Origin of the sequence: Dyella lutea (genome assembly GCF_024158035.1) — a bacterium.
In the GTDB taxonomy this organism is placed as follows: Bacteria; Pseudomonadota; Gammaproteobacteria; order Xanthomonadales; family Rhodanobacteraceae; genus Dyella_A; species Dyella_A lutea.
In genome coordinates this window covers 369,404-388,896 of the sequence record NZ_JAMZEK010000002.1, presented here as the reverse complement: position 1 = coordinate 388,896, position 19,493 = coordinate 369,404, and the positions used below count along the sequence as shown (strand labels likewise).

The window sequence follows — 19,493 nt, the reverse complement described above, 5'->3', positions numbered from 1 at the left end:
TGCCATGACCGACACCCCTGCCGACGCGCTCGCCCTGCTGCACCGGCGCCACTCGCCGCCGTCGCGCCAGCTGGGTGAACCGGCGCCCGATCCGGCCACGCTGCATGCCCTGCTGGAGGCGGCCGTGCGCGTGCCGGACCACGGCAAGCTGGTGCCGTTCCGCCTGATCGCCCTGCGCGGCGAACACAAGCTGCGCTTCGGCGAACGGCTGGCTTCGCGGGCGATTGCGCGCAACCCGGAACTGTCCGAGGCCAAGCGCGAAAAGGAACGTACGCGCTACACCTTCGCGCCGCTGGTGCTGGTGGTGGTCTGCCGCATCGACACCACCAGCAGCGTACCGCCGATGGAGCAGCAGCTCAGCGCCGGCTGCGTGGCCTACAACCTGCTGCTCGGCGCCGAGGCGCTGGGTTTCGGCGCACAGTGGCTCACCGGCTGGGCCGCCTACGACAGCGAGGTCGCCGCGTTGCTCGGGCTGGGCGAGCACGAACAGGTCGTCGGCTTCGTGCACATCGGCACGCTGCAGGCCGAAGTCCCCGACCGCGAGCGGCCGCCGGTGGACGACCTGCTCGGCGAATGGCGCGACCCGGTGTGAACGCGCCCGCCGCCCATCCGCCGGCGCAGCTGGTCGACGGTAGCCTCTACGTGTTCCGCGCCTGGCACTCGATGCCGGACGAGTTCCACGACGTCGACGGCCACCCGGTCAACGCTGTGCACGGCTATACCCGGTTTCTGTGCGAACTGCTGGAGAAGACGCGGCCGGAGCGCGTCGCGGTGGCCTTCGACGCCTCGCTCACCAGTTCGTTCCGCAATGCGATCTATCCCCCCTACAAGGCCAACCGCGAGCTGCCGCCGCCGGACCTGGAGCATCAGTTCGTGCTGTGCCGCGAAGTGACCGCGGCGCTGGGCGTAACGGTGCTGATCGACCACAGCTTCGAGGCCGACGACCTGATCGGCAGCGCGCTGTGGCACCTGCGCGGTCACGGCATTCCCAGCGTGATCGTCTCGGCCGACAAGGATTTCGGCCAGCTGCTCGGCGAACACGACCGGCAATGGGACTTCGCCCGCAACCTGCGCTGGGGCCCGGAGGGCGTGCACGAGAAACTGGGCGTGCACCCGCACCAGGTGGCCGACTACCTGGCCCTGTGCGGCGACGCGGTGGACAACATCCCCGGCGTGCCCGGCGTGGGCGCCAAGACCGCCGCCGCGCTGCTGGCGCACTTCGGCAGCCTGGACGCACTGCTGGATCGGGTCGACGAGGTGGCGTTCCTGCGCCTTCGAGGCGCCGCCGCGTGTGCGGCCCGGCTGCGCGAGCACGGCGAGATGGCGCGGCTCTATCGACGGCTCACCCGCATCGCACTGGATGCGCCGGTGGCCGACCACGTGGATGGCCTGCGCCGCGCACCGGTCGACGCAACCACGCTCGACGCCCTGTGCGAGCGCCTGCGCTTCGGCCCACTGACCCGCTCCCGGTTGCGCGCGCTGGCCGACGACTGAGGCTTTCCCGGTGCGCGGCACCGACGGCCGGTATCGGGCTGCTTCACGGTCAAACGGAACTCGTGGGAGGGGCTTCAGCCCCGACGCCCGCCAGCGGAAGCGTCGGGGCTGAAGCCCCTCCCACTGCGGCGCGGCGGTGGTTGAGCGCAGCGCTGGCGCCGGGCACCATGCGCGGATGAATCCCGACACCCTGCCGACGCCACCCGACGCCCACGCTCCCGTGGAAACCCTCTACCAGGGCCGCTGGCTGACCCTGCGCCAGCGCGGCCGCTGGGAGTACGTGGAACGCAACAACCCCGGCGGCGCGGTGATCATCCTGGCGGTGACTCCAGAAGACCGGGTGCTGTTCGTCGAGCAATACCGGGTGCCGATCCTGCAGCGGACCATCGAAATGCCGGCCGGCCTGGTCGGCGACCTTGCCGAGCAGGCCGACGAAGGCGCGCTGATCGCCGCCGCGCGCGAGCTGGAAGAGGAGACCGGCTACCGCTGCGGCCGGATGGAGTTCATCCACGAAGGCCCGTCGTCCTCGGGCATGAGCACCGAGATGATCGCCTTCGCGCGCGCCTGGGAGCTGGAGAAGGTCGGCCCCGGGGGCGGCGACGAGAGCGAGGACATCATCGTCCACGAGGTGCCCAGGGCCGAGGCAGGCGCCTGGCTGTTCGCCCGGGCGGCCGAAGGCTATTCGATCGACCCCAAGCTGTTCGCCGGACTGTGGTTCCTGGAACATGGCGGGCTACCCGAAAGCATCACACGGAAAATGTGATTCGCATCACACAAGTTGCGCGATGGAGGCTAAAGATTTCCCGCGCAGCGCCGATTCCCTCAGCAACTGTCTCCATCCATCCCCGAGGGAATCCCGCTCATGAAGACCCTGCTCGCCTCCGCCGTGCTGCTGCTGGCCCCGCTGGCTGCCCATGCCGCCTGCGCGCCGACCGATTTCGCCATCCAGGACTTCAAGGTCGCCGCCTCCGGCGCCGGGATGGGCACCCGCATGATGATGAAGGGCCAGGTGGTCAACCACTGCGCCGAAGCCGCCGCCGCCCAGATCACCATCGCCGCGAAGGACGCCAACGGCAACGTGATCCAGGAGAAGAAGGGCTGGCCGGCCGGCACCACCAACATCGCCCCGGGCCAGACGGTCGACTTCGACCTGGGCCGCCTGTTCCGCTACTCCTCCGACATGGCCACCTACACGGTGAGCATCGCCTCGGTGCGCACCTGGTAAGACGATCCAGTCAAACCCACTGCCGGAAAACGGGGGCCTCAGGCCCCCGTTTTCTTTTGGCGGAAGGCCACGCGGCCGCCAGCGGGATCCAGGCACACCACGTGGCGGGCGAAGAATCCGGTGCCCAGCACCGCATCCACGTCCGGCGCCGGGAACTGGCGCAACATGAATTCCTGCGGGCCGGCCGGCTGGCCGGCCACGTCGAAACGATCGAAGGTGTAGCGCCTAAGCAGGTCCGCGTCCTTGACCCGACCGGCGATCGCCGACGGCCGCAGCACGTCGGCGGCGGCGCCGGTGTCCCACTGCACCTGCAGCGGCCCGTGGCCGGTCCGCACCTCGGACACCATCACGCCATTCTCCAGGCGCAGCGGGCCGCCGGCGCTGCCGCACTCGGCCTCGAAGACGCCCTTGGCCGATACCGGATAGAGCCGCAGCTCGCCAGCCGACTCGTCGAACACCATCTGATAGCGGTGCAGCAGGCCGAAGCCGATCAGGCCATCCTGCGGGTAACCCGCCTTGCCGGCATCCCCCGCCAGCTCGTTGCCGTCGAACTGCGTCGCCGTGAGCGCGCCGGCCTCCAGATCTGCGGCGCGGAAGATGCGCGACGTGAAGACATGCCCATCGGCATCGCGCCAGGATTCGCTGTCGCCAGTGAACGTCACCGGCAGACGCGCCAGAACGGCGGTCTTCAGGCCCACCACCTGGTAGTTGCCCACATCAATGAACAGGGTCACAGGCTTGCCGCCGATCGTCGCCTGTGTGGTGGGTAGGCCATGCTCCAGCCGTATCGGCACGCGCATGGGGTCGGGCAGCGGCGTGCCCGCCTGGGCGGCACCCAAAACAAAGGCCAGCATGAAGCCGGCCTTGCGGATGGTTGACGGCATCGTGTTCCTCCCTGGACGCGCGTCGCCGGGCGGCAGGCCCTCCCTGCCCCGACCGCGAAGTCCCGGCACGATGCCAGAACCGGCCCGGCGCCACCAGCGCCGGAACCGTCTCAATGCAATACGAACAGCTTGTCGAAGCCGGCGACCTTGAAGGTGTTGCGCAGGTCGCTGCCGGCGTTGACGATGCGGATCTCCGCCTTGTCCGAACCGGCGTGCTCGCGCAGCAGCAGCAACATGCCCAGCGCGGAGCTGTCCATGCTGGTGACGTCGCTCATGTCGACGATATAGCTGCGCGCGCGCACCTGGGCACCCAGGCAGGCGTCATGGAAGTCACGGTGCACGGAGAAGTCGAAACGCTCGCCCAGCTGCAGGGTCAGGCTGTCGTTCTCGCTGTCGTGGTGGACGGTCAGGCTCATGGCTTATTACCTCAGAACAGTTCGATTTCGCCGGCGTCCATCGAGCTCTGCAGCGCCGGGCCGCGCGCACGCAGGCGGGCCTTCTCGCGCTGGATCGCCAGCCGGCTGCGCACCTGCTCGGCGCGCTGGGCGATCGCATCGTCCTCCACGCCGCCGCAGGCCAGGTCCTCGATGTCGCGGGTGCTGTCGGAGATCACCTCCTGCAGCTCGACCAGGCGGGTGCGGGTCTGGTTGATCAGCTGGCTGAGGATGTCCTCGAACTGCAGCGAGCGGATCGTGGTGGACACGTCGCTGCCCAGGCCGCGGTTGATCTCCACCACCTGGTCGGCCACCGCACTGGTGCGCGCGTCGGACTCGGTGACGTGGCTCATCATCGCGTCGATGCCGCCCTTGGCGGACAGCGCCACGTTGAGGTCCTGCGAGGCCATCGTGCCGACCAGGCCGCGCAGCTGCTCCATCGCGCCGCGGGCGCGCTCGACGTGGCTGCCGATCTGGTCGTTGAACTGGTTGGAGTGGCTGGCCAGGTTGCGGATCTCGCCAGCCACCACCGCGAAGCCGCGGCCGGCCTCCCCCGCGCGCGCCGCCTCGATCGAGGCGTTCAGCGCCAGCAGGTTGGTTTCCTCGGCGATGGTGTTGACGTTCTTCAGCAGGCCGAACACCGCGTCCATCTCCTTCGCCATGCCGTCGATGCGGTAGACGATGCGCAGGCTCTCTCGCGACATCTGCACGATCATGCCGACAAAGTGTTCCAGCAGGTCGGAGGTGCGGCCAGCGAAGTCCTGCACCGACACCTCGCCGTTCTGCACGTCGATGATCTGCTTGAGCAGTGACTGCTGCTGGCCGGTCTTGCGCGACAGGCCGTCAAAGCCGCCGCCGAGTTCCAGCACCGCGTCGCGCAGCAGGTCCATCGCCTGGTGCAGCTCGCGGGTGGCGTGGCCGAGCTCGTCGACCAGCGCGCTGCGCACGTCCTCCAGCGCCTCGCGCACCGGCTCGACGTGGGCCGGCGAGGCGGCTTCCACCTCGGGTGCCGGTGGCACGCGACGACTCTCGACGATCCACACCGCGGTCAGCAGTACCACCAGCAGCGGCGCGAGCCAGGCCGGATGCCAGAACAGGCTGACCAGCAGGGCCACGATGCTGGCCGGCAGGCCAACGGCGAGGCGCGAATGGAATAAGCGGAGGATGGCTTGCATGGGATTGGGCTCGATCACGCGCCGACGGCGCTCTTGAGGGGTTGGCGCGCCATCTGCAGCAGGCGCGCGGCGATTTCGTCCAGCGGCAGCGCCTCGCGCGCCGCACCAAGTTTCCAGGCGGCGCCGGGCATACCCCACACCACCGAAGAGGCCTCGTCCTGCACCACGGTGCGGGCGCCGGCCTGGCTGAGCTCAAGCAGGCCACGGGCACCGTCGTCGCCCATGCCGGTGAGCAGCGCGGCCACCGTGGCGGCGCCGGCGCTGGCCGCCATCGAGCGGAACAGCACGTCGACGCTGGGCTTGTGCCGGTTCACCGGCGGGCCGTCGTGCAGGCGGCAGACATACTTGGCACCGTCCCACATCACCAGCAGATGCTGGCCGCCGGGCGCGATGTAGGCGTGGCCGGGCTGGATCGGCTGGCCGTCCTGCGCCTCGCACACGCGCATCGCCGAGCAGTGGTCCATGCGCGTGGCGAACGGGCCGCTGAAGGCGGCTGGAATGTGCTGGGTGATCAGGATCGGCGGCGCGTCCGGCGGCATCTGCTCGAGCACCACGCGGATCGCCTCGGTGCCGCCGGTGGAGGCGCCGATCGCGATCAGCGGGCTGCCGCCACGGGTACCGGCGCCCTGCGCGCGCGGCAGCACCGCATCGGCCGACAGCCGCGGCGGCACGTCGAGCTTGCGCACTTCGGTGCGCACGCGCGGCCTGGCGCCGGCGGCGGCGATCACCTTGGCGCAGATTTCCTGCGCACCCTCGGAGAACGTGCTGGCCAGGTCGCTGTTCGGCTTGGTGAAGAAGTCGACCGCGCCCAGCTCCAGCGCGCGCAGCGTCACCTCCGCGCCCTGCTCGGTCAGCGAGGACACCATCACCACCGGCATCGGCCGCAGCCGCATCAGGTTCTCGAGGAAGGTGATGCCGTCCATGCGCGGCATCTCCACGTCCAGCGTGAGCACGTCGGGGTTGAGCTGCTTGATCTTCTCGCGCGCGATCAGCGGGTCCGGCGCGGTACCGACCACCTCGATGCGCGGATCGCTCGAGAGCATGGTCGACATCAGCTTCCGCACCAGCGCGGAATCATCGACCACCAGGACGCGTACTCTTTCCATTGTGTCCGTTCTCTCTGCCTGCTCGTAAACCTGTCGGTACCGCACAGTGCTTGTAACCGTTTGTTGTTGCGCGCGACGCACGGTCGGTTCCGTTCGAAGCGAGCGTCATTCCCGCGAGGCGCTTCAACAGCCCAAGGCTGGTCAAGCGGAAACCCGCCTTGATCTTGTGGCGCCTCCAGGATGGAATCCCGCTTTCGCCGGAATGGCGTCCCGGATGGGCGAGGTCCTGCCGGCCGGCCAGAAAAACCGGCCTCAGAACAGCTCGACCTCTCCCTTTATCGGATCGTTTGCCAACTGCTTGAGGTACTGCTTCTCGCGATCGACCAGAGCCGCCTCGTCGCGACCGCGCATCTGCCGCACGCGCGCCTTGCCGGTGGTCGGGAAGAACTGCACCTGGCGCGGATAGATGTCGCCCAGGTCGGACGCCGCCACCGGCAGTCCCTCGGTTTCCAGGTAGCGCTTGACGAAGGCGATGTTGCGCTGGCCCACGTCGGTCATCTGGGTCAGCACCCTGCCGCCGCCGAAGATCTTGATTTCCCAGTCCTCGCGCCGGCCACCCGCCTTCAGCAGGGCGTTGATCAGGTGCTCCATCGCGTCGTTGCCGTAGCGGGCGGCGCGGCCGACGGTGGCCGACCAGCTGTCGCGCTCGGCGCTGCGCTCGCCGGTGGGCTCGGGCAGCATGAAGTGGTTCATGCCGCCGAGCCGCAGGCGTCGGTCGTAGATGCACGCCGATACGCACGAGCCGAGCACGGTGGAGATCATCTCGTCCTGCCGGCTGATGTAGTACTCGCCCGGCAGCACCTTCACGTTGTAGCGCGACAGCGACGGGTCCCAGAAACGGCGCATGTGCTCGAAACCCGGCATGACCCAGCCGGGGTCGAAATGACTCAGCGCCGGAACGACGGTGGCGACCTGGGCGACAGCGCTCATGTGCGCTTCCTGTAGACGGTGCGTCCGATCAGTTCGAAATCATTGCTCAGTCCGTGCATCGACTCGGAGTGGCCCAGGAACAGATAGCCACCGGACGGCAACATGCGTGCGTACCTGGTGAACAGCTTTTCCTTGGTCGGCTTGTCGAAATAGATCACCACGTTGCGGCAGAAGATCGCGTCGAACGGCCCCTGCATCGGCCAGTCGTGCAACAGGTTCAACGGCAGGATAGTGACCAGCTCGCGCAGGCGCGGGTGCACCGAAGCCAGCCCGTCGTACTCGCCCTGCCCGCGCAGGAACCAGCGCTTGCGGCGCTCGTCGCTGACCCCGCCCAGGCGATCGAAGGCGTACACGCCCCGGCGCGCCTGCTCCAGCGCCTGCGGCGACAGGTCGGTGGCGAGGATCTTCGCGTCGATCTTGGCGCCGGTGCGCTCGAGCGCCTCGGCCAGCACCATGGCGATGGCGTAGGGCTCCTCGCCGGTGGAACAGCCTGCGGACCAGATCCGCAGCCGCCCGCCGTCGCGACGCTTCTGCTCGATCCACTCCGGCAGCAGCTTCTCGATCAGCAGGTCGTAGTGATGCATCTCGCGGAAGAACGCGGTGACGTTGGTGCTGATCGCGCTGGCCAGCTCGCCCAGCTCGGAGGCCGGGTCGTGCTTGAGCAGCTCGCAGTACTCGCTGAAATCGCGCAGGCGCAGGGCGCGCAGGCGCCGCTGCAGGCGCCCCTGCACCAGTTGCCGCTTCTGGTCGCTCAGTGCGATGCCGCACTGGTCGTAGACGAACTGGCGCAGGAAGGCGAACTCGGCATCCTGCAGCGTCGGCCCGTTCAGGCCCGCCGCCGAGGAGCCCGCCGAGGCGACGCGATCATCGGTCATGACGGGCGCGGCCATCGATCAGAACTCCTTCCAGGCGCCGGAGTCGGCCGCCTCGGGCGAGCGCGGGGCGGCCTTCGGGGCGGCCGGCGTGCTGCGCACCGCCGCGAACACCGCCTCGGCCTCGGCCGCCACGGCCTTGGCACGGCTGGTCACCGACGGCGCCACCTGGCCGATCGACTCGTCGAGCTGGAAGAAGCCCACCTGCTGCGACAGCTCGCCGGCCTGCTCCTGCATGGCGCGGGCGGCGGCAGCGGCCTGCTCCACCAGGGCAGCGTTCTGCTGGGTCATTTCGTCCATCTGCATCACGGCGTGGTTCACCTGGTCGATGCCGGCGGACTGTTCGGCGCTGGCCGCGGCGATCTCGGCGACGATGTCGGTCACCTTCTTCACACTGTCGACGATCTCGGCCAGCGACTTGCCGGTCTGGTCGACCAGCGTGGTGCCGTTGTGCACCTTCTCGGCGCTGTCCTTGATCAGGCCCTTGATCTCCTTGGCCGCATTCGCGCTGCGCTGGGCCAGGTTGCGCACCTCGGTGGCCACCACCGCGAAGCCGCGGCCCTGCTCGCCGGCGCGGGCCGCCTCGACGGCCGCGTTGAGCGCCAGCAGGTTGGTCTGGAACGCGATCTCGTCGATCAGGCTGACGATGTCGGAGATCTTGCGACTGGACTCGTTGATCGCCTTCATCGCGACCACCGCCTGGGTCACCACCTCGCCGCCGCGCTCGGCCTGCTCGCGGGCCCCGCGGGCCAGTTGGTTGGCGTGGCTGGCGTTCTCGGCATTCTGCTTCACGGTGGAGGTCATCTCCTCCATCGACGAGGCGGTCTCCTCCAGCGAGGAGGCCTGCTCCTGCGTGCGCTGGCTGAGGTCGTCGTTGCCGCGGGCGATCTGCTGCGCGGCCGTGCTCACCTCACCCGATCCGCTGCGCACTTCGCTGACGATCGAGGACAGGCGCAGGTCCATCGTGCGGAACGCGTCGAGCAGTTCGCCCAGCTCGTCCTTGCGGTTGACCTGGATGTTGTGGCCCAGCTTGCCCTGCGCGATCTCGCGGGCGATCTTGCCGGCGTAGGCCAGGGTGCCGATGATCGAGCGACTCAGCGCCAGCGCCAGGACCGCCGCGAAGGCCATGCCCAGGGCCAGGGCCGCCAGGCTGAACGCGCGCACCATCTTCACGCGGGACAGCTGCGCCTCGTAGATGCCCTGGGCCTCGTTGCGCTGCAGGTCGATCAGCTTGCTGAGCTGCTCCTGGCGGTCCATCAGGAACGGGCGTACCTCCATGTCCAGCACGTCGCCGGCGCCGGTATCGCCGTGGTTGAGCGCATCGATGATGTCCTTGATGCCGCTCTGGTAGTCCGAGTCGCTGGACTTGTACTTGGCGTACTGCTTCTTGATCGCGTCGCTCTTGGGCAGCGCATCGAACGCCTTCTCGTCGGCGGCGATCATCTCCTGCTGCTTCTGGTAGTCGGCCACCTTCTGCTTGACCTGGTCCGGCTTGCTCACGTTGCTGACCGCCTCACCGAGGGTGATGAACGACAGCAGGGAATGCCGGTTGAGCGAGCTGATCAGGTTGGCCGGGACCAGCTCATCCTGGTACGTGCGGCGCAGCGCCTCGTTCTGCAGCTGCATCGAACCGAAGCCGATGACGGCGCCGATGACCAGCATCAGCATCAGCAGGCCGAGCACCAGTCGCAGGCGCCAGCGCAGGTTGAGGGAGGGGAGCTTGAACGAGAGCTTGGGCAGTTTCATGGAATTTCCTGTCAGGCAACGGCTTTGACTTCAGCGGCCGGAGGAAGCGCGGCCTCGAGCATCTGCGCGTCCTGCGGCTGCAACAGCTTGTCCACGTCCAGGAGCAGCACCATGCGGTCCTCGACCGCGGTGAGGCCCTTGAGGTACTCGGTGTCCACGGTGGTGCCCATGTCGGGCACCGGGCGCAGTTCGGAGGTCTTCACGTCCAGCACGTCGGACACGGCGTCGACCACCACGCCGAAGTTGCGCCCGCTCACCGCGACGATCACGGTGACCGTATTGGGGGTGTACTCCTCGCGCGGCAGGCCGAAGCGCAGGCGCATGTCGATCACCGGCACGATCGCGCCGCGCAGGTTCAGCACGCCCAGCACGTAGGGCGGCGCCTGGGGAATGCGCGTCACCGGCGTCCAGCCGCGGATCTCGCGCACGGCGAGGATGTCCACGCCGTATTCCTCCTGCGCGAGGTTCAGGGTGAGGTATTGCGACGTCGGGGCGTCGTGGGATGCAGCGTCAGACATGGAAGGACCTCGTGCGGGGGAGCGCGCAGGGCGCTTGGCGCTTGTTGCTATCAGGAAGCAGATCGGCCGCAGGGCGAGGAACTTGAGTGGCCGCGACCGGCCACTCGGGGCGGAAAAATCAGGCCGCGCGGGCCTGGTCGGCCGCAATCGCAGCATCCACCGCCGCACGGTCGGCCGGCGCGACCAGCTGGTCGACATCGAGCATCAGCACCATCCGCTCGGCGGCCGCCGCGACACCGCGCAGCCACGCCAGGTCGGCACGGGCATCCGGCCCCTCGGTTGTGGCCGGCTCATCGGGAATGCCCAGGTCGACCACGTCGGCCACCGCGTCGGCGCGCACCACCAGCGGGCGCTTGCCGCGCTCGAGCAGCACATGCACCGACGGAGCACCGGCCTGCGCCTGCGGCATGTCGAGCCGGCGGCGCAGGTCGACCACCGGGGCGGCCACGCCGGGCTGGTCGAGTCGACCGACGACGTAGGGCGGCACGCCCTCCAGCGCCACGCTGGCGCAGTTGCCGCGGATCTCCTTCACCGCACCCAGCGGCACGGCGTACAGGTCGTCGCCCAGGATCAGGGTGAGGTACCGGGTGCGCAGGGTGTCGGGGGTGTCGGTCATGAGCTGTCCTCCTTGGGGCCGAAAAGCGGCACCGCCGGACCCGGCCGGCGGTGCTTGAAGCGGATTCAGAATTCCTGCCAGGCGCCGGCGGCGACCGGCTGCGTGACCGGTGCCCGGGGGGCCGCGGGCACCCGGGCCGCTCGTGTCACCGGCGGGGCCGGCGCCCGGACGGGGATGTCCTCCCGCATGGCCGGGACGTCGGCCTCGCGGGTGCGGAAGTAGCGCATCTGCTCGGCCAGCGCGGCTGACTGTTCCTGCATCGCCCGCGCCGCAGCGGAAGCCTCCTCCACCAGCGCCGCGTTCTGCTGGGTCACCTCGTCCATCTGCGTCACCGCGTGGTTCACCTGGTCGATGCCGGTGGACTGCTCCTGCGCCGCCGCGGCGATCTCCGCCACGATGTCGGTCACCCGCTTCACGCTGCCGATGATCTCGCCCAGCGACGCCGCCGATTCGTCCACCAGCGCGCTGCCGGCGTGCACCTTGTCCACCGTGGTGTTGATCAGCGCCTTGATGTCCTTCGCCGCCGCCGCGCTGCGCTGGGCCAGGTTGCGCACCTCGGTGGCGACCACCGCGAAGCCGCGGCCCTGCTCGCCCGCACGCGCGGCCTCGACCGCCGCGTTCAGCGCCAGCAGGTTGGTCTGGAAGGCCACCTCGTCGATCAGCTGCACGATGTCGGTGATCTGCCGGCTGGCCGCCTCGATCTCGCGCATCGCCTCGCTGGCCCGGCCGGCCACCTCGCCGCCGTGCTCGGCCTGCTTGCGCGCACTTGCAGCGAGCTGGTTGGCGTGGCTGGCGTTTTCCGCGCTCTGCTTCACGGTGGAGGTCATTTCCTCCATCGAGGCGGCGGTCTCCTCCAGCGAGGAGGCCTGCTCCTGCGTGCGCTGGCTCAGGTCGTCGTTACCGCTGGCGATCTGCTGCGCGGCGGTGGACACCACCTGCGAGCCGCGCTGCACCTCGTGCACGATGCCGGTGAGCTTGTCGCGCATGCGCTGCAATGCGCCAAGCAGGCTGTCCGCGCCGAACGCCGGCTCGTCCGCCGGGCGCTGCAAGTCGCCGTCGGCGATGCGCGAGGCCATGGCCACCGCGAAGCGCGGCTCGCCGCCGATGTTGTTGCGGATCGAGCGCATCGACTGCCACACCACCAGGATCACCAGCAGGCCGATCACCCCGGCACGCAGCAGCTGCGAGGCCAGGTTGGCGCGGTAGGCCGCGTCGATGTTCACGTAGTACGCGCCGGTGGCGAAATGCAGGTCCCACGGCTTGTACCACTGGCTGTAGGAAATCTTCGGCTCGATCTTCTTGGTGCCCGGCATCGGCCATACGTAATTGGTCAGGCCGTGGCCGTCCCTCTGGTCGGCCTCCACCATCAGCCGGTACTGCGGCGTGCCGTTGCGATCGTGCTCGTCGCCGACGTACTTGCCGATGTCCTTGCTGCGCATCGGATGCATGCGCAGCACCAGCTTCGAATCCACGGCAAACAGGTAGCCGGTGCCGTTGTCCCAGCGCATCGCCTGGATCGCGGCCAGCGCGCGCTTCTGCGCCTCGGCCTGATCGAACTCGCCGGCCGCGGCACGCTGGCGGAACGACTCGGCGATCGCCATCGCACTGTCCACGTGGTTGGCCAGGTCGACCTCCAGCGCCGCCATCTGCTGCTTGCGGGTTTCCAGCGCCGTGACCACGGTGAGGGTTGCCAGGCCGGCGATCACCAGCACGATGACCAGCCAGACACGTGCGTTGAGGCTGAGATGGTCGAAGAAGCGGGACAGACTACGCATGAGGTTCTACCGATTCGATACGGGGGACGCGCGGGCCCCGGGAGGTTTGCTGCGCGAGTGCCGGTCGACCCGGCGGCCACCACGATCCCGTGACGGCCGACTCCCCCTCGTACCGGCGGCACCCCCGTGCCGCGCGGTGCCGTCAGGCCGCCTTGCGACGGCTCTGCAGACGCACCAGTCCTGCGATGTCCACGATCAGCGCCACCGAGCCATCAGCCAGGATGGTGGCACCCGAAACGCCCTGCACGCGCCGATAGTTGGCCTCCAGCGACTTCACCACCGCCTGCTGCTGGCCGTTGAGTCCGTCGACGAACAGGCCCACGCGGGTGCCCTCGCCCTCGACCACGATCATCAGGCCGTCCTCGATCTTGCGGACCGCGCCGGCACAACCGAACACCTCGTGCAGGCGGATCACCGGCAGGTACTCGCCGCGGAAGCGGAACAGCTCGCCGCCGCCGGCCACGCTGCGGATCGCCTCGGTCTTCAACTGGACCGATTCGACGATCGACACCAGCGGCACGATGTAGCTCTCCTCGCCCACCGCGGCGCTGAGGCCGTCGATGATCGCCAGGGTGAGCGGCAGCACGATGGTGAACACGCTGCCCTTGCCCGGGGTGGAGCGGATGGTCACCGAACCGCCGAGGTCGGACACGTTGCGGCGGACCACGTCCATGCCCACGCCGCGGCCGGAGAGGTCGGTGGTGACGGCGGCGGTGGAGAAGCCGGGCTGGAAGATCAGCTCCGCCACCGCCTCGTCGCTCATGCCCTCACCCGAGGAAATCAGTCCGCGCTGGACCGCCTTGGCGACGATCGCCTCGCGGTTCAGGCCGGCGCCGTCGTCGGCCACTTCCACCACGATGGAGCCACCGCGATGGAACGCCTCCAGGCGCAGCGTGCCCTGCTCGACCTTGCCGGCCGCGCGCCGCTTGTCGGGCATTTCCAGGCCGTGGTCGATCGCGTTGCGCACGAGGTGGACCAGCGGGTCGCCGATCTTTTCCAGCACCGTCTTGTCCAGCTCGGTGTGCTCGCCGTGCATGTCCAGGCGCACGTTCTTGCCCAGCTTGGCGCTGAGGTCGCGCACCAGGCGCGGGAAGCGGTTGAACACCGAGCCGATGGGCAACATGCGGATGCCCATCACGCTCTCCTGCAGCTCGCGCGTGTGGCGCGCCAGCTGGGTGAGCCCTTCCTGCAGCATCGCCAGCTTGGCGATGTCGAAATTCTCGCGGAACTGATCGAGCATCGACTGGGTGATCACCAGCTCGCCGACCAGGTCGATCATGCTGTCGATCTTGTCGATCGACACGCGCACCGAACTGGACTCGGCGCTGGCCGCCGGGGCGCCCTCGCGCGCGGCACGCGCGGTCGCCACGTCGGCCACGGCCGCCTTCGGCGCCTCGGCGGCGGCCGGCGGGGCCACCACGTGCAGCGGCTCGATGCTCAGGTCGCATTCGTCCTCGACCCAGTCGAACACCCCTTTGATGGTGTCGCGCTTGACCTGGCCGCGCAGCTCGATGGTCCAGCCGATGTGGCATTCGCCCGGCTCGAGCTTGTCCAGCGCCGGCAGCTTGTCGAGATCGGCGGTGACCTTCATCTCGCCCAGCGCCTTCAACTCGCGCATCAGGCGCAGCGGGTCGTTGCCGCTGGCTGCCATGCCCGGATGGGGGCGGAAGCGGACCGTCCAGGCATCGGCCCGGTCGCCGGAGCGACGCGCCTTCACCTCGGTGGTCGCCTCGCGCCCCATCGCCGCTGCCAGCTCCCCGCGCAGGGCCTCGGCTGCCTCGTCATTCAGCGGCTGCCCGGCCTGCGCCCGCGCGAACATGCCGCGCAGGCAGTCCACGCTGCGCAGCAGCAGCTCGATGATCGGTTTGTCGATCGGGCGACGCCCATCGCGCAGCTCGTCCAGCAGCGATTCGGCCTCATGGGTGAAGGCCGACATCTCCGGAAAGCCGAACGTGGCCGCACCGCCCTTGATCGAGTGGGCGGCGCGGAAGATGGTGTGCACCAGCTCCTTGTCGCCGCCCTCGTCCAGCGCCAGCAGCGCCGTTTCCATGTTGTCGAGTCCTTCCAGGCTCTCCTCGAAGAACACCTGGTGGAACTGCGCCATGCTGACATTGGCCATCGGTTTTCTCCGGATCAGCCCAGGACGCGGTTGACGGTGGCCAGCAGCTGTTCGGGATCGAACGGCTTGACCAGCCAGCCGGTAGCACCGGCGGCCTTGCCTTCCATCTTCTTGTCGGTATGCGACTCGGTGGTCAGCATCAGGATCGGCACGCCCTTGTACTCGGGCAGCGTGCGCAGCTCGCGCACCATGGAGATGCCATCCATCACGGGCATGTTCACGTCGGCCAGCACCAGGTCGTACTTGCCGCCCTTGGCCTGGTCCAGCGCGAGCTGGCCGTTCTCGGCCTCGCTCACCTCGTGGCCGGCGCCACGCAGGGTAAAGGCCACCATGCCGCGCATCGACGCCGAATCATCCACTGCAAGAATCTTTGCCATCTTCCACCTCGTTTCAGGCCGACCGCACGGCCGGCAGATCCAGTTCCGCGCCCAGCCCCAGCAGGCTGGCCGCCTCGTGCAACACGTCGCTCGCCCCGGCCCAGGCCACACTGCCGCCGGCGGCCAGCGCCGCCCGGCGGAACGCCACCAGCAGCTGCATCGCCGCGCCGTCGACCTTTTCCACCGCCGCGCCGTCCAGCGTCGCGGCACTGCCGTCGGCGGCCTCGCGCAACTGCGGCGCCAGGGTGTCGAGCGCGCCCAGCCGGCAATCCGCCGGAAGCACGATGCCCGTCGCGGCCGTGGCCGTCTTGCCCTTGGATGACGCCTTGCTGCCCATGCCCTTGCCCCGTTGGCCGGTGTGGCCGGTGATTTCGCTCGGGGGGCTTATCGGCGGCTGCGGCCGGGGCTTTAGGGCCGGGTTTCGTGCGGTTGCGCACACGGGGCTAAAGTTCCCGCGCGCGCGGCCGTTAGCCCTCGACAAGCCGCCGTCCGACGGCCCGATCTCCGCCGTGGGGCGAAGGAGCCTCGCTTGATCATCCAACCCACCAGCCTTGCCGCACTGACCTGGCTCGGCGCCGCCTCCGGCACCACCGCCGAGAGCTGGCGCATCGGGGTGGTGCTGTCCGCGCGACCGCTGGGCACGACCGACCAGGGCAAGATCCTGCTGCAGGTGGGCGGGATGACCGTGGAGGCGGACCTGTCCGGCCAGTCCAGCGGCGGCCATGCAGCGGACCCGCGCTCGATGCTGCAGCCCGGCCAGGCCCAGGGGCCTTTGCCGGCGCAGTTCCAGGTGCGCGTACTCAGCCTGGGCAGCCAGCCCACGCTGGAGGTGATGCTGCCGCAGGTGGCCGAGTCCACCGCGCAGATCGCCATGCGCGAACGGCTACCCCAGCAGAACGGCTTCGCCCCGCTGCTGGCCTCGGTGCAGGCGCTGTCGCAGCGACCGGTGATGCGGCAGATCCCGGCCGAGCTGCGCCCGGTGCTGGCCCAACTGGAGCAGGCGATCCGCACGCCGGCCGACGTCACCACCGGCGCCGGCCTGCGCGAGGCGATCGTGCGCAGCGGCCTGTTCATGGAATCCAGCCTCACCCAGGGGCCGCTGCTGGCCGCCCACGTGGGCGAGGAGGACTGGAAAGCGGTGCTGCTGAAGCTGTCCAACCTGCTCGCCAGCTACGCCCCGCCGCGTGGCAGTGCCAGCGCCGGTGGCAGCACGCAGACCCCGCGGCCGGCGCTGCCCGGATCCGAGCTGGACACCCCGCCGCCGCTGCTCCAGCGCGGCGTGCAGCCGCAGGCGCGCGCGGCCGAGCTGACCCACCAGCTGATCCGGCTCGGCAGCGAGGACGATCCGGCGCCGCTGCTGTCGCAACTGCACACCGCCGTGCGCGCCGCACTGGCGCGGGTGGAGGTGGCGCAGCTCGAAGCCACCACCGTGCCGGCCTGGATGACCGAAATCCCGATCAAGGGCCGCGACGGCAAGGACGTGCTGCAGATGCAGCTGGACTACGTGCCCGGCCCGGAAGGCGAGCCGCCACGGCAATGGACGCTCGGCTTCGCCATCGACCTGCCCACGCTGGGGCCGGTGCAGGGCGAGCTGCACCTGCACGACCTGCGCCTGTCGGTGCGGCTGTGGGCCGAGCGCGCCAACACCACCGACCGGCTGGAGCAACAGTTCACCGCCCTGCGCCAGCGGCTGGCCGCCTGCGGCCTGCTGCTCGACCAGCTCACCTGCCAGACCGGCCTGCCGCGCGGCACCGGCCGACAGACCGCCAACCTGCTGAAGGCCCAGGCATGACCCAGTCGCTACCGAACCCGCAACGCCGCGTCACCCTGCGCCTGGGCACCGGCGGCAAGGACGCACCAGCCGCGCCGCGCGTCCCGGCCGAAACCCTCGACCTGCTGCTGGCCCGCGCCCGCGACCAGGGCATTCCGCTGCATCCGGACCCGCAGATCGCCGCCCTGCTCGCCTCGCTGCGCCTGCGCGACGACGTACCCGGCACGCTCTACGCCGCCGCCGCCTCGGTGCTGGCCTGCGTGTACGAGGCCTCCGGCGAAAAGCTCTAGGCCACATCGCCCCCGTAGGAGCCCGCTCGCGGGCGATGCTCTTTTGTTTCGATGTGGATCAGGAGCAGGAGCATCGCCCGCCAGCGGGCTCCTACAACACCCGCGAAGACTGCGCAGGGCCGCCCGCGCCAGCGCGTTCCTCTGCCGGACCGCGCGCGGCGATCCCTTGTGGGAGGGGCTTCAGCCCCGACACCCTTTTCATCACACCCCATCGCCCAGACCGCCACCCTCACCGATCCAGCGGACTGACCACGCCCATCCCACCCCGGTTGAGCACATGGGTGTAGATCTGCGTAGTCGCCACATCCTTGTGACCGAGCAGCTCCTGGATGGTGCGGATGTCCTGCCCCGCTTCCAGCAGGTGGGTGGCGAAGGAGTGGCGCAAGGTGTGACAGGTGGCCGGCTTGACGATGCCCGCCCGGTCACGCGCCCGCTTGATCGCTCGCTGCAGGCTCGATTCATCTATATGGTGGCGACGCTCCACGCCATCGCGCGGATCGATGCTGCGCGCTGACGCCGGAAACACATACTGCCACCCCCAGTCCGCCCCCGCGCCGCGAAACTTGCGATCCAGCGCGTCCGGCAACCAGACCCGTCCGAAGCCGGATGCCAGATCACGCTCGTGCACACGCCGCGCCTCCGCCAGTTGAGTGCGCAGCGGCTCCACCAGCATCCGCGGCAGCATCGTGCGGCGATCCTTGGCCCCCTTGCCCTGTCGCACCACGATCTCGTGGCGCTCGAAATCCACGTCCTTCACTCGCAGGCGCACGCACTCCATCAGGCGCATGCCGGTGCCGTACAGCAGGCTGCCCATCAGCCAGTGCACGCCGCGCAGCTCGGCCAGCAAGGCTTGCGTCTCTGCACGCGTCAGCACCGTGGGCACGCGTTGGGGGCGCTTCGCCCGCTCCATTCCATCCAGCCATGGCAACTCCAGACCGAGCACCTGCTTGTATAGAAAAAGCAGCGCAGACAACGCCTGGTTCTGGGTGGACGCCGACACGCGCCCGTGCACCGCCAGTCCGGTCAGGAACCGCTCGATCTCGGTGGCGCCAAGATCGCGCGGATGCCGTTTGCCGTTGGCCAGAATGAAACGCCGTACCCAGCCGACATAGACCTCTTCGCTGCGGCGGGCCATATGCAACCGCCGCATGCGGTCGCGCACCTGGTCGAGCAACTTCGGCGGCTTTTCGGCCGCCTTGCTTGCCCCCGCCCCCTTCCCGTGGAACGATGCCATCCGTGCCACCCTCCGCCGATGTGAGCGGCAAGATTAGGTTGCAGGATTAGGCTGCACGAAGCGGGGCAAGTCGTTGAATGTTGTAAGGGAGTCCCGCGGCAACGGGTGGATGTTCCGGGGATAGGTCGCAGGATTAGACTGCGTTTTGCAATCTACATAGCGTTAGGCATTTTCCGTCGCAAAGGACGCGCCCATGAAAAAACCCATGATTATTGTTGGCTTGATGTCACTTTTAGTGGGCCTGGGGAGGTGTTTCGCCCTAGTGCGTGACTTCTCCGCGTCTAGCATCACTTCGGCTTATTCGGCTGGCATTTTTTCCGGGCGAGCCTTTGTCGTGCTCGTATTCATTGCTGCCGGAGTCACCCTCATCAGGCGTGCAATGTCGGTCGGTATGGCAAAGTCCTCCGAGCCTAACCAGTCGTCCGAGGCGGACGGCTCCGCCGCCGCTCAACTCCAGCGTTAGGCCATGAAACAAAAGTCAGCATTTCTAGCGCTCGTTGCCGTCAACGTGGCCGCCCTTTTTGCCGGCGCCCAGCGCTTCTTTGTCACCTTCGCCCAACTCCCGATCGCCGGGCCTTGTAACCCCAAAGCCTTGGGTGCCGTACAGGCTGCCGGAGTCGAGTCGATGCGGAACTACCTATTTCCCTCGCTCATGTGGCTTGCTGGCATCTCGTTGGTCAACCTCGCCTTTGCTGGCATAGTCGTTCTTCGCAGGCGCTCCGCGGGTGCCTAACAACTCGTTCAAGGCGGACGGCTTCGCCGCCGCTTAACTCAGGCGTTAGGGATTGCATGAAAGTAATCGGTCTACTTGTGGCTTCCGCGATGGCCCTGAGTGGTTGCGCTCGGCCGATCCACTTCTCTCTTCCGAGCGGCCAGCTCAGCCTGTCGCTTACGGTGAACGGCGTGCGAACCAAGCAGTGCGCTATC

At 68.8% G+C, this 19,493-nt stretch carries 21 protein-coding genes; 7 read left to right on the top strand and 14 right to left on the bottom strand.

Annotated elements, in window-relative coordinates; genetic code table 11:
• The first annotated feature begins 4 nt into the window (after nucleotides 1–4).
• From NC595_RS09040 to NC595_RS09025, 4 genes are all read left to right on the top strand, one after another.
• On the top strand, nucleotides 5–592 hold the full coding sequence (locus NC595_RS09040; protein WP_253566027.1) for a nitroreductase family protein: 588 nt from the start codon (nucleotides 5–7) through the stop codon (nucleotides 590–592).
• Nucleotides 574–1,494, top strand: coding sequence for a 5'-3' exonuclease (locus NC595_RS09035; RefSeq protein ID WP_253566026.1), 921 nt, complete (start codon nucleotides 574–576; stop codon nucleotides 1,492–1,494). The genes NC595_RS09040 and NC595_RS09035 overlap by 19 nt, the downstream gene beginning before the upstream one ends.
• A 175-nt stretch (nucleotides 1,495–1,669) precedes the next feature.
• Entirely contained in the window at nucleotides 1,670–2,257 is a 588-nt protein-coding gene (locus NC595_RS09030; protein ID WP_253566025.1) for an NUDIX hydrolase, read from the top strand.
• Between the two features lie 99 nt (nucleotides 2,258–2,356).
• Nucleotides 2,357–2,719 (top strand): hypothetical protein, encoded by a 363-nt coding sequence (locus tag NC595_RS09025; RefSeq protein ID WP_253566024.1) that lies wholly within the window; start codon nucleotides 2,357–2,359, stop codon nucleotides 2,717–2,719.
• Between the two features lie 38 nt (nucleotides 2,720–2,757).
• Here NC595_RS09025 and NC595_RS09020 read toward each other — a convergent pair whose 3' ends face one another.
• The 13 genes from NC595_RS09020 to NC595_RS08960 form a co-directional block, all read right to left on the bottom strand.
• On the bottom strand, nucleotides 2,758–3,603 hold the full coding sequence (locus tag NC595_RS09020) for a hypothetical protein (protein WP_253566023.1): 846 nt from the start codon (nucleotides 3,601–3,603) through the stop codon (nucleotides 2,758–2,760).
• Nucleotides 3,604–3,713: 110 nt separating this feature from the next.
• The gene (locus NC595_RS09015; protein ID WP_253566022.1) at nucleotides 3,714–4,019 is read right to left on the bottom strand and encodes an STAS domain-containing protein; all 306 of its coding nucleotides are present in this window, start codon (nucleotides 4,017–4,019) and stop codon (nucleotides 3,714–3,716) included.
• 11 nt (nucleotides 4,020–4,030) lie between these two features.
• Complete coding sequence (locus NC595_RS09010; protein ID WP_253566021.1) at nucleotides 4,031–5,212, bottom strand: methyl-accepting chemotaxis protein; 1,182 nt, start codon at nucleotides 5,210–5,212, stop codon at nucleotides 4,031–4,033.
• Nucleotides 5,213–5,226: 14 nt separating this feature from the next.
• Nucleotides 5,227–6,318: a protein-glutamate methylesterase/protein-glutamine glutaminase gene (locus NC595_RS09005; protein WP_253566020.1), complete on the bottom strand. Its 1,092-nt coding sequence runs from the start codon at nucleotides 6,316–6,318 to the stop codon at nucleotides 5,227–5,229.
• A gap of 252 nt (nucleotides 6,319–6,570) precedes the next feature.
• Entirely contained in the window at nucleotides 6,571–7,248 is a 678-nt protein-coding gene (gene cheD / locus NC595_RS09000; protein WP_253566019.1) for a chemoreceptor glutamine deamidase CheD, read from the bottom strand.
• On the bottom strand, nucleotides 7,245–8,138 hold the full coding sequence (locus NC595_RS08995) for a CheR family methyltransferase (protein WP_253566018.1): 894 nt from the start codon (nucleotides 8,136–8,138) through the stop codon (nucleotides 7,245–7,247). The genes cheD and NC595_RS08995 overlap by 4 nt, the downstream gene beginning before the upstream one ends.
• Before the next feature lie 3 nt (nucleotides 8,139–8,141).
• The gene (locus tag NC595_RS08990; RefSeq protein WP_253566017.1) at nucleotides 8,142–9,866 is read right to left on the bottom strand and encodes a methyl-accepting chemotaxis protein; all 1,725 of its coding nucleotides are present in this window, start codon (nucleotides 9,864–9,866) and stop codon (nucleotides 8,142–8,144) included.
• Nucleotides 9,867–9,877: 11 nt separating this feature from the next.
• The gene (locus NC595_RS08985; RefSeq protein ID WP_063672395.1) at nucleotides 9,878–10,384 is read right to left on the bottom strand and encodes a chemotaxis protein CheW; all 507 of its coding nucleotides are present in this window, start codon (nucleotides 10,382–10,384) and stop codon (nucleotides 9,878–9,880) included.
• Between the two features lie 118 nt (nucleotides 10,385–10,502).
• Nucleotides 10,503–11,000, bottom strand: coding sequence for a chemotaxis protein CheW (locus NC595_RS08980; RefSeq protein ID WP_253566016.1), 498 nt, complete (start codon nucleotides 10,998–11,000; stop codon nucleotides 10,503–10,505).
• A gap of 65 nt (nucleotides 11,001–11,065) precedes the next feature.
• Nucleotides 11,066–12,775 (bottom strand): methyl-accepting chemotaxis protein, encoded by a 1,710-nt coding sequence (locus NC595_RS08975; RefSeq protein WP_253566015.1) that lies wholly within the window; start codon nucleotides 12,773–12,775, stop codon nucleotides 11,066–11,068.
• 142 nt (nucleotides 12,776–12,917) lie between these two features.
• The gene (locus tag NC595_RS08970; protein ID WP_253566014.1) at nucleotides 12,918–14,894 is read right to left on the bottom strand and encodes a chemotaxis protein CheA; all 1,977 of its coding nucleotides are present in this window, start codon (nucleotides 14,892–14,894) and stop codon (nucleotides 12,918–12,920) included.
• Nucleotides 14,895–14,908: 14 nt separating this feature from the next.
• Nucleotides 14,909–15,271 carry a response regulator gene (locus NC595_RS08965; protein WP_017463760.1) on the bottom strand — a complete coding sequence of 121 codons (363 nt, stop codon included), beginning with the start codon at nucleotides 15,269–15,271 and terminating at the stop codon, nucleotides 14,909–14,911.
• A gap of 13 nt (nucleotides 15,272–15,284) precedes the next feature.
• On the bottom strand, nucleotides 15,285–15,608 hold the full coding sequence (locus NC595_RS08960) for an STAS domain-containing protein (RefSeq protein ID WP_253566013.1): 324 nt from the start codon (nucleotides 15,606–15,608) through the stop codon (nucleotides 15,285–15,287).
• Between the two features lie 192 nt (nucleotides 15,609–15,800).
• Between NC595_RS08960 and fliK the strand changes: the two genes are divergently transcribed.
• Together fliK and NC595_RS08950 are read left to right on the top strand one after the other, a co-directional pair.
• The gene (gene fliK, locus NC595_RS08955) at nucleotides 15,801–17,063 is read left to right on the top strand and encodes a flagellar hook-length control protein FliK (protein ID WP_253566012.1); all 1,263 of its coding nucleotides are present in this window, start codon (nucleotides 15,801–15,803) and stop codon (nucleotides 17,061–17,063) included.
• Nucleotides 17,060–17,332 (top strand): hypothetical protein, encoded by a 273-nt coding sequence (locus NC595_RS08950; RefSeq protein WP_017463757.1) that lies wholly within the window; start codon nucleotides 17,060–17,062, stop codon nucleotides 17,330–17,332. The genes fliK and NC595_RS08950 overlap by 4 nt, the downstream gene beginning before the upstream one ends.
• 229 nt (nucleotides 17,333–17,561) lie before the next feature.
• Here the strand turns inward: NC595_RS08950 and NC595_RS08945 are convergent, their stop codons facing one another.
• Nucleotides 17,562–18,566, bottom strand: coding sequence for an integron integrase (locus NC595_RS08945; protein WP_253566011.1), 1,005 nt, complete (start codon nucleotides 18,564–18,566; stop codon nucleotides 17,562–17,564).
• Nucleotides 18,567–18,759: 193 nt separating this feature from the next.
• On the opposite strand from NC595_RS08945, the gene NC595_RS08940 reads away from it, so the two are divergent.
• Complete coding sequence (locus tag NC595_RS08940; RefSeq protein ID WP_253566010.1) at nucleotides 18,760–19,029, top strand: hypothetical protein; 270 nt, start codon at nucleotides 18,760–18,762, stop codon at nucleotides 19,027–19,029.
• Nucleotides 19,030–19,493: the final 464 nt, after the last annotated feature.

What these genes read in the sequence shown, in the direction of transcription:
- NC595_RS08940 (WP_253566010.1), top strand. Translation starts at nt 18,760, where the DNA reads ATGAAAAAACCCATGATTATTGTTGGCTTGATGTCACTTTTAGTGGGC.
- NC595_RS08960 (WP_253566013.1), bottom strand. Translation starts at nt 15,608, where the DNA reads ATGGGCAGCAAGGCGTCATCCAAGGGCAAGACGGCCACGGCCGCGACG.
- NC595_RS08950 (WP_017463757.1), top strand. Translation starts at nt 17,060, where the DNA reads ATGACCCAGTCGCTACCGAACCCGCAACGCCGCGTCACCCTGCGCCTG.
- NC595_RS09035 (WP_253566026.1), top strand. Translation starts at nt 574, where the DNA reads ATGGCGCGACCCGGTGTGAACGCGCCCGCCGCCCATCCGCCGGCGCAG.
- NC595_RS08965 (WP_017463760.1), bottom strand. Translation starts at nt 15,271, where the DNA reads ATGGCAAAGATTCTTGCAGTGGATGATTCGGCGTCGATGCGCGGCATG.
- NC595_RS09025 (WP_253566024.1), top strand. Translation starts at nt 2,357, where the DNA reads ATGAAGACCCTGCTCGCCTCCGCCGTGCTGCTGCTGGCCCCGCTGGCT.
- NC595_RS08970 (WP_253566014.1), bottom strand. Translation starts at nt 14,894, where the DNA reads ATGGCCAATGTCAGCATGGCGCAGTTCCACCAGGTGTTCTTCGAGGAG.
- NC595_RS09030 (WP_253566025.1), top strand. Translation starts at nt 1,670, where the DNA reads ATGAATCCCGACACCCTGCCGACGCCACCCGACGCCCACGCTCCCGTG.
- NC595_RS09010 (WP_253566021.1), bottom strand. Translation starts at nt 5,212, where the DNA reads ATGCAAGCCATCCTCCGCTTATTCCATTCGCGCCTCGCCGTTGGCCTG.
- NC595_RS09015 (WP_253566022.1), bottom strand. Translation starts at nt 4,019, where the DNA reads ATGAGCCTGACCGTCCACCACGACAGCGAGAACGACAGCCTGACCCTG.
- NC595_RS09020 (WP_253566023.1), bottom strand. Translation starts at nt 3,603, where the DNA reads ATGCCGTCAACCATCCGCAAGGCCGGCTTCATGCTGGCCTTTGTTTTG.
- cheD (WP_253566019.1), bottom strand. Translation starts at nt 7,248, where the DNA reads ATGAGCGCTGTCGCCCAGGTCGCCACCGTCGTTCCGGCGCTGAGTCAT.
- NC595_RS08995 (WP_253566018.1), bottom strand. Translation starts at nt 8,138, where the DNA reads ATGGCCGCGCCCGTCATGACCGATGATCGCGTCGCCTCGGCGGGCTCC.
- NC595_RS08985 (WP_063672395.1), bottom strand. Translation starts at nt 10,384, where the DNA reads ATGTCTGACGCTGCATCCCACGACGCCCCGACGTCGCAATACCTCACC.
- NC595_RS08945 (WP_253566011.1), bottom strand. Translation starts at nt 18,566, where the DNA reads ATGGCATCGTTCCACGGGAAGGGGGCGGGGGCAAGCAAGGCGGCCGAA.
- NC595_RS09005 (WP_253566020.1), bottom strand. Translation starts at nt 6,318, where the DNA reads ATGGAAAGAGTACGCGTCCTGGTGGTCGATGATTCCGCGCTGGTGCGG.
- NC595_RS08980 (WP_253566016.1), bottom strand. Translation starts at nt 11,000, where the DNA reads ATGACCGACACCCCCGACACCCTGCGCACCCGGTACCTCACCCTGATC.
- NC595_RS08990 (WP_253566017.1), bottom strand. Translation starts at nt 9,866, where the DNA reads ATGAAACTGCCCAAGCTCTCGTTCAAGCTCCCCTCCCTCAACCTGCGC.
- NC595_RS08975 (WP_253566015.1), bottom strand. Translation starts at nt 12,775, where the DNA reads ATGCGTAGTCTGTCCCGCTTCTTCGACCATCTCAGCCTCAACGCACGT.
- NC595_RS09040 (WP_253566027.1), top strand. Translation starts at nt 5, where the DNA reads ATGACCGACACCCCTGCCGACGCGCTCGCCCTGCTGCACCGGCGCCAC.